General features: G+C 57.8%; 9 protein-coding genes. 6 read left to right on the top strand and 3 right to left on the bottom strand.

Translation table 11 applies throughout. From position 1 onward, the window contains the following. Positions 1-430 precede the first annotated feature (430 nt). The 6 genes from ABRP84_RS11065 to ABRP84_RS11045 all read left to right on the top strand — a co-directional run bounded on the left by ABRP84_RS11065 (position 431) and on the right by ABRP84_RS11045 (position 7,421). Positions 431-1,789, top strand: a complete 1,359-nt coding sequence (locus tag ABRP84_RS11065) for an oxygenase MpaB family protein (RefSeq protein WP_023023358.1) — start codon at positions 431-433, stop codon at positions 1,787-1,789. A 57-nt stretch (positions 1,790-1,846) separates the two neighbouring features. Continuing rightward, positions 1,847-3,223, top strand: coding sequence for an oxygenase MpaB family protein (locus ABRP84_RS11060; RefSeq protein ID WP_023023356.1), 1,377 nt, complete (start codon positions 1,847-1,849; stop codon positions 3,221-3,223). Positions 3,224-3,256: 33 nt separating this feature from the next. Further along, the gene (locus tag ABRP84_RS11055; RefSeq protein ID WP_023023354.1) at positions 3,257-4,462 is read left to right on the top strand and encodes an oxygenase MpaB family protein; all 1,206 of its coding nucleotides are present in this window, start codon (positions 3,257-3,259) and stop codon (positions 4,460-4,462) included. 123 nt (positions 4,463-4,585) lie between these two features. Continuing rightward, positions 4,586-5,959, top strand: a complete 1,374-nt coding sequence (locus tag ABRP84_RS11050) for an NAD-dependent succinate-semialdehyde dehydrogenase (protein WP_023023352.1) — start codon at positions 4,586-4,588, stop codon at positions 5,957-5,959. A 236-nt stretch (positions 5,960-6,195) separates the two neighbouring features. Further along, positions 6,196-6,624: a hypothetical protein gene (locus ABRP84_RS11325; RefSeq protein ID WP_502879643.1), complete on the top strand. Its 429-nt coding sequence runs from the start codon at positions 6,196-6,198 to the stop codon at positions 6,622-6,624. A gap of 56 nt (positions 6,625-6,680) precedes the next feature. Further along, positions 6,681-7,421 carry a tyrosine-type recombinase/integrase gene (locus tag ABRP84_RS11045; protein WP_349853816.1) on the top strand — a complete coding sequence of 247 codons (741 nt, stop codon included), beginning with the start codon at positions 6,681-6,683 and terminating at the stop codon, positions 7,419-7,421. A gap of 10 nt (positions 7,422-7,431) precedes the next feature. Here the strand turns inward: ABRP84_RS11045 and ABRP84_RS11040 are convergent, their stop codons facing one another. From ABRP84_RS11040 to cynS, 3 genes are all read right to left on the bottom strand, one after another. Beyond that, positions 7,432-7,680 (bottom strand): hypothetical protein, encoded by a 249-nt coding sequence (locus tag ABRP84_RS11040; RefSeq protein ID WP_023023348.1) that lies wholly within the window; start codon positions 7,678-7,680, stop codon positions 7,432-7,434. Then, the gene (locus tag ABRP84_RS11035) at positions 7,674-8,081 is read right to left on the bottom strand and encodes a hypothetical protein (RefSeq protein WP_023023346.1); all 408 of its coding nucleotides are present in this window, start codon (positions 8,079-8,081) and stop codon (positions 7,674-7,676) included. The genes ABRP84_RS11040 and ABRP84_RS11035 overlap by 7 nt, the downstream gene beginning before the upstream one ends. A 589-nt stretch (positions 8,082-8,670) precedes the next feature. Next, positions 8,671-9,135, bottom strand: a complete 465-nt coding sequence (gene cynS / locus ABRP84_RS11030) for a cyanase (RefSeq protein WP_023023344.1) — start codon at positions 9,133-9,135, stop codon at positions 8,671-8,673. Positions 9,136-9,344: the final 209 nt, after the last annotated feature.

The following is a 9,344-nucleotide window of genomic DNA, read 5'->3' as shown; positions in this document are numbered from 1 at the left end:
GCGGGTTGGGAAGGGGAACTAGGCATAGGGGTGAATAGACCTCACTTTCGTGGCTGTGGTTTATTGCCAATTCACAGTATGTAATGCACGTCATGGTACAGCCTGAAGAGAGATACAGGTTACAAATTCGTTCGCATAGCGGACATGTGTGCGCTTAGTACACCTAAATGGGGTGAGCGGGCAACAGGTTTGCAAAATCTGCCAAGATTGCCATTTTTGCTATTTGCGCAGGAGGGGATAGGTCCTGTGAAGACGGGTGTAGCGGCGGCGTTGGCGGTCGGTAATTTCTCAGAAAATTGGATTAAAAATTCATTGCAGTTGAGGGCAATCTCTCTATAAGCTTACGGACACAGCTAAATGGTGAACTGGACCACATAGATAGGAAATATGTGTGGTGTAGCACCAAGATTGGAAAGGTTGTTTACTCCCCATGACTGCTCCTACCGAAACTCGGACGGAACCAAAGGTTCTGCCCATGTCCAATAATCCCTATGAGGATTTCCGTTACTTCTACCGCGATGGCATGGATCTGCGCCCGTCGCCGAAACGCCGCGTGGACAAGCCTGGTTGGTCTACCCTGCGTCACAATATCTTCGATCACTGGCACACTGTCCATGATGAGTGGGAAGGTTATGACACCCCGCAAACACGTTTGCTCGATGATCACATGTGGCAAACCGATGAGCAGGGCGCTGCTTTAGCGGAGTCCTTCCGCCGCGATGGTGCAAAGGAATCGCGCGCCAAATTTGAGCAGGCGCTGAATGAAGGCATCGAGACCGTTGAGGATCCATCGCCGGAATTGGTGGCGTTCTTCGAACAGGTCGATAACATCCCGGACTGGATCGACCTTGAAGCCGCTGAGCGCGGGCGCGTTGCCTATTACAATGCCACACCGAGCGCGGACCTTCTCACCTTCAACTTTGGCTACTGGGCCACCACCATGGAAGACCGCACCTCTGCGGCCACCGGCGAGACCGGGATGTTCGAGTTCAAGGCCATGCAACGTGCACTGGAGACCTCCAAGTTCTTCGTGGACCTAGGTAAACAGGACGTCTTCGACCGCTTCGGGGAAGGCCGCAAGGCCGCAGTCCACGTCCGCTTGCTGCACGCTCAAGCCAATCGCGGTCTGGAAAAACTCTGGGGCAAGGAGCACTACAACGAATTCGGGCGGCCGATTGGCTCCAGCTTCTTGGTCTCCGGCGAAGGCTGGTTTGCGCTCATGCCGCTGGCCATCGACGAACTTTTCGGTCGCCCCCACTCCGGCCAGGACTGGGACGATGTGGCCCAGTACTGGGCCTATGTGCTGTACATGATGGGCGGGGAAGAGCGCATTATCCCCAAGACCGGCGATGAAATGCGCAAGATGACTGATTTCATCTACGCAAACGGCGGGCGCTCTTCGACGTACCACCAGCGGGTGGCTACGGCGCTGATGTCCATCGTGGAACAGATGAATCCAGACCTTCCACTAGAAATGTTGGGCTCGCTGGCCACGCTGGTAGGAGAAGAGGACACCAAGTTCATGGTGGAAGGAACCCGCTGGGCCGATATGGACTTTTCCCAGGCTGCCAAAGACTTCGAAGCCAAGGCGCGCGCGGAGGCAAAGGAAGCTCGCGAAGCCGATGAAAAGCCTGGCGCGGAGGAATACAAGAAGCACAACGCCGCGCAAGGTCGCCCGCTGTGGATCAATGCGTTGGAAGAAGTACAAGAGCACATCAACAACCATGAGCCAGACGTCAAGGCCGAGTGGACTTTGCACGATGACTCTAAGGAAGCCCGCCGGAACTAGTTGCTGTATTCGCTGTTAGTTACCAAGGCCTAATAATAAGGAAGGGAATAAAACACAATGACTGCTCCCACAGATACCTCTGACGTTGCCAACACGTCGCAGGCGGAACCAAAGGTCCTGCCCATGTCCGATAATCCCTATGAGGATTTCCGTTACTTCTACCGCGATGGCATGGACCTGCGCCCGGCGCCGAAGCGTCGCACCGCGGCCCCAGGCTGGTCGGAGCTTCGGCACAATGTCTTTGACTCCTGGCACACGGTAGAAGATGAGTGGGCAGGCTACGATAGCCTGCAAACCAAGCTTCTCGATGACCACATGTGGCAGACCGATGAGACCGGTGAAAAGCTGGCAGAGGCCTTCCGCCGCGACGGTGCCAAGGAATCGCGCGCCAAGTTTGAGCAGGCGCTCAATCACGGCATTGAGACGGTAGAGGACCCGGCCCCGGAACTGGTGGACTTCTTTAAAGAGGTAGACCGCATTCCGGAGTGGCTGGATCTTGAGGCCGCAGAGCGCGGCCGCGTGGCTTACTACAACGTCACCCGCACCTCAGAGGTTCTGGCTATTGCCTTCGCATACTGGGCCACCACGATGGAGGACCGCACCTCGGCGGCCACGGGTGAGACTGGGATGTTCGAGTTCAAAGCCATGCAGCGTTCTATTGAAACGGCGCAATTCTTCACGGATTTGGGCAAGAAGGACGTCTTTGACCGCTTCGGTGAAGGCCGCAAGGCTGCCGTGCGCGTGCGCCTGCTGCACTCCCAGGCCAATCGCGGCTTGGAAAAGATGTGGGGCAAGGAGCACTACAACGAATTCGGCCGGCCGATCGGCTCCAGCTTCCTGGTCTCCGGTGAGGGATGGTTCGGGATGATGCCGTTGGCCATCGACGAGCGCTTTGGCCGCCCGCACTCCGGCCAGGACTGGGACGATGTGGCCCAGTACTGGGGATATATCCTTTATATGATGGGTGCTGAAGAGCGGCTCATCCCCAAGACCGGCGATGAAATGCGCAAGATGACGGATTATATCTACGCCAATGGCGGATATTCCTCCACCTACCACGAGCGCGTAGCCACCGCCTTGATGAGCATTCTTGAAACCATCCACCCGCTGGTCCCCAATGTGGCCTTAGGGGCGCTGACCACCATCTGCGGTGTGGAAGACACCAAGTTCATGGTCAAGGGCACGCGCTGGGAAAAGGTGAACCTCAAGCCGTGGGCCCTGCTTTATCAGGGGGCAGCGCGGGCAGAAGCCAAGGCTGCCCGCCTGCGGGACAAGCTGCCGGGTGCGCAAAAAGCAAAGATTAAGCGCGCTAATAAGAATAAGCCGCCATGGTCCGATGTCACCGCGGTGATTAAGGCACACATTGCGAAAAACGAGCCCGAGACCAAGTCCGATTACACGCTGCACGATGACTCTAAAGAAGCTCGCAGCTAACCCATCTCCACAAAATTCTCAGAGGAGAACACCATGACCACCAATATGTCCCTAGGCACCGTAGGCGAGTGGCCTGCCGGCCGCGGAGATAAAGAAGAATTCATCGCCACCTTTGGCAAAGAGCGCGCCGACCGATACCACGAGGCTTTCTGGAAGATGGACCCAGTAGCTGATGCACTATTTACCAGCGGCCACACCGTCAAGGAAATCATGCCTAACCTGCGCGATGCCCTGGCGCGCGGTACCGCCAACGAGGAGACCTTCCCGGAGGTTGCTGCCCTCATCGAGGACATGACCAAGGCCCTCGATGGCATCGATGCCGAGAAGTTGGAGCGCGGGCGCCGCGTCTACTTGTCCATCCCGCCGCTCAGCCACGGCCTGGCGCTGGGCCCGGGCTCGCTGGTCCATACCTATTCCACCCCGGCGATTGCAGACTTGCTGGTCAATACCGGTGAGCTTACTGATGGCGCCGTCAAGCGCCTTGCCTACACCACCAACTGGACCTATTCGCTCTACCTGCCGGATGCCCTGCAGCCTGGTGGCGAGGGCTTCATGCACACCGGCATGGTGCGCGCCATCCACGCACACGTGCGGCGCGTGCACACCCGCAAGGAGTTGGACTACTCCCACTACGGTGCGCCGATCAGCGAGTTCGACATGCTGCGCACCTGGTTCGACTTCACCTATATTCCTTACGCGGGCTTGCAGAACATGGGCTGGAAGCTCACGGCTGAGGAAGAGAAGGACGCATTCTACCTGTGGAAGATTGCCGGGCGCATGCTGGGCATTTCTACGGACCTTTTCGAAGGCGAAGATGGGGTAGAGGCCTCCCAAGAGACGATGGACGCCATCCACACCGTCGACGGCGAGATCAACGAGTCGTCTCGTAAGCTTGTCGATGCCCTCATGCACGGATTCGTCGTCAATGCCAAGGAGCTCACGGGCATGCCCGATGACACCTTGGCGGACTGGACCGCCGCACACGTGCGCATCATTCACGGCGATGAGGTCGCCGATGCCTGCGGCGTGGACAACTCCGTGATGCGCCCCATCCTAGAAATGCAGGCACCGCTGGTGCAAGAGCGCTTCGATCTCCTCCGCCAAGATCCGGAGGCGCTCGAGGCGGAAATCCAGAAGAATGAGGAGGCGGTGCGCCAGATGCTCACCCGCGATGCCACCTATATGAAGCAGGATGAGGGCATCAAGATGAAGGACGGCTCGGTCGTCGCGGCCTCCTAAAAAGAATCCCCATTTTCATGGGTGACACGTCAATCGAACTTGAGTATTCTTGTGGGCAGGCGCACACGAAGAGTGTTCGCCACCACAGTGATTCCAAGAAACCAATTAGAAAGGGATCCATTAATGTCTAAGGATTTTGCGGTAACTAACCCCGCTACCAATGAAGTAGTAGAGAAATTCGACACCCTTACCGATGAGCAGGTTCAAGAGGTTCTGGCTAAGTCCAACGAGGCTTTCCAGACCTGGCGCGAGACCCCAATTGAGGAGCGCGCAAAGATTGTGTCCCGCGCAGCGGAGCTGCTTAAGGAGCGCAAGGGCGAGTTAGCTCAGATTGCCGCACAGGAGATGGGTAAGTCCACCCCAGAAGGCGAGTGGGAAATTAACTTCTCCGGCGACATCCTGCAGTTCTACGCAGACAACGCCCCAGAGCACAACAAGGACCAGCCGGTTGACGTGCCAGGTGGTAAGGCCACCCTCCGTCGCCTGCCGATTGGTACCCTGCTGGGCATTATGCCGTGGAACTACCCCTTCTACCAGGTTGCCCGCTTCGCCGGCCCGAACCTGATGAACGGCAACTGCATTATCTTGAAGCACGCCGAAATTACCCCGAAGTCTGCTGCAGCCATCGAGGAGATCTTCCGCGAGGCTGGTCTGCCAGAGGGCGTATACATTAACGCTTACGCAAACCACGAGCAGATTGAAGAGATCATCGCGGACAAGCGTGTCCAGGGTGTATCCCTGACCGGTTCTGAGCGCGCTGGTGCCGCTGTGGCTGAGACCGCCGGCCGCAACCTGAAGAAGGTTGTGCTGGAGCTTGGCAGCACCGACCCTTACATCATTCTGGATGCAGCCGATGTCACCAAGGCTGCCGAGGAAGCTTGGGTCAAGCGCATCGAGAACGTCGGCCAGGCTTGTACCTCCAACAAGCGCATCATCGTCATGGACGACATTTACGACGAGTTCGTTGATGAAATGGTCCGCATTGCTGAGGGCATGAAGCAGGCTGACCCAACGCAGCCGGGCGATAACCAGTACTACCCAATGTCCTCCCGCGATGCCGCAGAGAACTTGGACAAGCAGGTTAAGACCGCTGTGGAAAACGGCGCTAAGGTTCGCACCGGCGGCAACCTGCACGAGACGGCTGCATACTACGAGCCGACCGTGCTTACCGATGTCCCAGTTGGTTCCGACTCCTACTACGAAGAGTTCTTCGGCCCAGTAGCAGAGATCTACAAGGTTTCCTCCGAAAAGGAAGCCGTAGAGCTGGCCAACAACTCCAACTACGGCTTGGGCGGTGCCGTCTTCTCTGACGATGCCGACCGCGCTACCAAGGTTGCTGACCAGATCGAAACCGGCATGATTCACGTCAACCTGGGCCAGTACTACTCCCCAGTACTGCCATTCGGTGGCGTCAAGAACTCCGGCTTCGGCCGCGAGCTCTCCGTCTTCGCACTGGACGAGTTCGTGAACAAGCAGTACCTCTACATCAACGACTAATTGCTCGTTGACGCTCGCTCAGCGCTTTCTGCGCCTGCAGCGAGCGCATAGAGTGCAGTAAGGAAGGGGCCTAGCCTTGATTGGCTAGGCCCCTTTTCCTGTCCCCGTTGTACTTAACCTGTATCTTCCGCAACCCTCTGAACTCGAGCTGTGTGGCGTATACGAAAAATCCCGGTCAGCGCAATGCTGGGCGGGATGTAGTCTGCTCCTCCAACTGGGGTCGAACCAGTGGTAGTATGCTGGTAGTGAATCCGAACGGGCAGGGTAAAAGCTATTTTGATCCGCTGGAATCCGCTGTAATCTGTTGGAATCTGGTATTGGAGTACCACGCAGGTACCACGGGAATAAAGGAGCAAAAACCATGTCACGTGAGTCTTGGGGCATCATCGATAAGCTGCCGTCTGGGCGCTTTAGAGCGCGGTGCGCACGAGGGGGAGCGGTATAAAGCGCCCAACACTTTTGACACCAAGACACAGGCGCGAGCTTGGCTATCCACTCAGCGCACAGCAATCATCGAGGGGCGCTGGGTAGATCCGTCGAAGCCGATAGAACGTGTCACTATCCCCACTTTAGGGAGTATGCAGAGCGGTGGATCGCTAACCGCACCAATCGGCGAGGGCAGCCTCTCTCAGCACGCACCCGTGAGGAATACGAGCGATACCTAGACGACCGCCTGGCAGAGTGGGCAGAAACGCCCCTCACGGCTATCACAAGCGACGGTGTGCGTGAGTGGTACTCACGGAACATCGCCGACGGTAAGGAGACATCCACGGCGCGCCAATACGACTTTTTTAAATCGGTGCTGAAGACTGCGCTGGAGGATGACCTAATACCACGCCAGCCGTGCACCATTCGAGGGGGCAGCAAGGCCAAGACGGGTGTTGATGTTTCACCTCCCACTGATGATGAACTTCACGCAATCATCAGGGCTTTTCCTTCTGAGCTACGGCATGTCATCTTGATCGCGGCTGCTGCTGGTCTGCGTATCGGCGAAATTCTGCTTCTCACCACCGACGATGTCACCATCATCAAGGATGAAAATAACAACGTTGATGCCGTCGTGATTGCTGTCACGAAAGGGGTGGTGACCCTCAAGGGCGGTAAGCGATTGATTAACGGACCTAAATCAATCGCGGGCGTCAGGACTGTGTCCTTTTTGGGGCAGGATGCAAAAGATGTCGCCAGCCACGTAGAAGCTGTGGAGCCTGGACAAAAATTGACAGAGATCACGTACGCAGGCGTGCGCTATCACTGGCTTTCTGCTCGTAAAAGTGCAGGTAGAGAGGATTTACACTTTCACTCATTGCGTCACTACTCGGGCACGCGCTTCGCCCAGGCAGGCGCTACTCTGGCCGAGATCATGGCACGCCTTGGGCATAGTGGTGTCAGTGTAGCAATGGCCTATCAGCACGCAGCAGATAGCCGGATGGATGAGATAGCACGCAGGGCATCACGACGGTGACCGGTGCTGACTATGGGCGCCAGGCATCGTGTGCAGTCCACAGCCTACGGGTAACCCAGCCCAGCACGGCAATTACGCTCACTGTGGAGAAAAGCACTCCGAGACCCCCGGCAATGCCGATAGCACCATCATCAGCACCCCAGGCACGATCCCACATGCCACCGATACCGTCAGGCAATCCCAGCGCCTGCAGCAGTCCCCACCCGAAACCGAAAACGGCAGTAGTGGCAACGCAGCCCACGATCACGGAAATCACCATGTACACCGCCAGGCGTTTTCAGCATCGAAGCGCTCCCGCTCCCGAGCAAGAGCCTGGATAGTCTTGTCCCACTCCTCACGCTCTCGAGCAAGCGCCCGCTGCCTCCCCTCGAGACACTCCAGTCCATCGGACACGGTACGCTGAAGCTCCGGCGTCAGTTCCCTAAAATTCCAATCCACCATCTCCCTCAACTGTGTGCGCAGCTGTCCGCTCAGCTGCGCGTTGAGCCGCTTCTCGACGCTGACGCTCAGCCTGGCTACGGCGTCGTCGCTGAGACTCAGTGGTCCCTCCACCATCTCGACCACGACCATGAGCAGCTGAGCCATGCTCTGCAGCGGCGTTTTCAGGCTCTCGACTGCGCTCGTGAGGTGACGGTTTTCCGCGTCGATGAGCTCCGGCATTTTCGCTGCGATCAGCCCGACCTGCTGCAGAGCCTGTGCCGCCCTGTCCAGGCTCCACAGCTTCTACGTGGCTGGCGACATCTTTTGCATCCTGCCCCCGCTACTAAGGTAAGCCCCCACCAGCAGAAACGCTGGTGGGGGCTTAGCCTTTTGGCTAAAACTGCCTTATGTAACGCTAGATGTAACTTAAGACGGTGGAATCTGTCGCAGCTCAAACCTGAAGTCGCTCGGGCGAATGGCAAATCGACGATCGCCCCGACTGGCCCCGAGACAGGGGAAAGCAAGGGGCGAAGTTCTTTAATCACTCACGGATGAAAACTCTTTTGGGGTCGTAGATCTCCGTACAGACGCGGCAGAGCCGCATCGCGGCGCTACCGCGAGGCGTCGTTCCTCCCCGTGCAGTCGCCGTCCGAGGCGCAGCTGCGTTTCGAGCTTCAGCGGGTGCGCGAGGGCAAGCAGCTCCTGCGAACCTGCCGAATCCGGGTTGGACTGCTTCAGTCCAACGCGGTTTTCGTGTTCGGCCGGCCTGGGTTTTGCCGGGCGGTTTCGGCGTTGGTCGGAAGGGAGCGGACTGCTTCAGACCAAACCTTCACCACCGGTAGTCGAGGAACTTGCCGTCGAGGGTGATCACCACGCGGTCGCCATCCGGGTCCGGGCGCCGGGAGAAGTCGACCTTGAAGTTGATGGCGGACATGATGCCGTCGCCGAACTCCTCGTGGATCAATGCCTTGAAGGCGGGGCCGTAGACGTTGAGCGCCTCGTGGAAGCGGTAGATCGTCGGGTCGGAGGCGAGGTCGGGGGAGGCCACGCGGTAGGGCTGGAGTTGGAGGGACTCGACGACGTCGTTGTCGAGGTCAAGCAGGGTGCCAATGGCCTCTGCGTCGGCAGCGCTCAGTGGGTGTTGACCCAGCAGGGCGGCCGTGGCCCAAACCAGCGGCTTGTCGATGGCCTCGGCAAGGTCCTCCCACGTCTTTCCGCCGCGTATTCGTGCGGCGTCGACGATTCGGCCGGCCTGGGTCTTGTCGAGGATTTCACGGCTTGAGTGCTCGGGCATGGCGGTGACCTGCTTTCAAAGAGGGTGGGCAAACGGGCGTCGAAAAGCGAAAGAAGAGCGTTGAGAGTGGCGCAAAACATACTTTAAACCAATTGACCAATAGAAAGAAACCCGACTTGGGCCTTTTTGCTGTGAGGTATTGCATATTGACACGTAGACCAGCAGATTCATGGCTACCACGGGTGGAAAGTGTGCACTAAGGGGGTGGG

The organism is Corynebacterium sp. KPL2861 (assembly GCF_040225475.1).
Taxonomy (GTDB): domain Bacteria; phylum Actinomycetota; class Actinomycetes; order Mycobacteriales; family Mycobacteriaceae; genus Corynebacterium.
Note: the sequence above shows the minus strand (reverse complement) of the source record. Positions and strands in the feature narration are given on the sequence as shown.

Coding starts and splice junctions, on each gene's coding strand:
- ABRP84_RS11040 (WP_023023348.1), bottom strand. CDS start 7,680: ATGGTGATTTCCGTGATCGTGGGCTGCGTTGCCACTACTGCCGTTTTC.
- ABRP84_RS11060 (WP_023023356.1), top strand. CDS start 1,847: ATGACTGCTCCCACAGATACCTCTGACGTTGCCAACACGTCGCAGGCG.
- ABRP84_RS11065 (WP_023023358.1), top strand. CDS start 431: ATGACTGCTCCTACCGAAACTCGGACGGAACCAAAGGTTCTGCCCATG.
- ABRP84_RS11325 (WP_502879643.1), top strand. CDS start 6,196: ATGCTGGTAGTGAATCCGAACGGGCAGGGTAAAAGCTATTTTGATCCG.
- ABRP84_RS11055 (WP_023023354.1), top strand. CDS start 3,257: ATGACCACCAATATGTCCCTAGGCACCGTAGGCGAGTGGCCTGCCGGC.
- ABRP84_RS11050 (WP_023023352.1), top strand. CDS start 4,586: ATGTCTAAGGATTTTGCGGTAACTAACCCCGCTACCAATGAAGTAGTA.
- ABRP84_RS11035 (WP_023023346.1), bottom strand. CDS start 8,081: ATGCCGGAGCTCATCGACGCGGAAAACCGTCACCTCACGAGCGCAGTC.
- cynS (WP_023023344.1), bottom strand. CDS start 9,135: ATGCCCGAGCACTCAAGCCGTGAAATCCTCGACAAGACCCAGGCCGGC.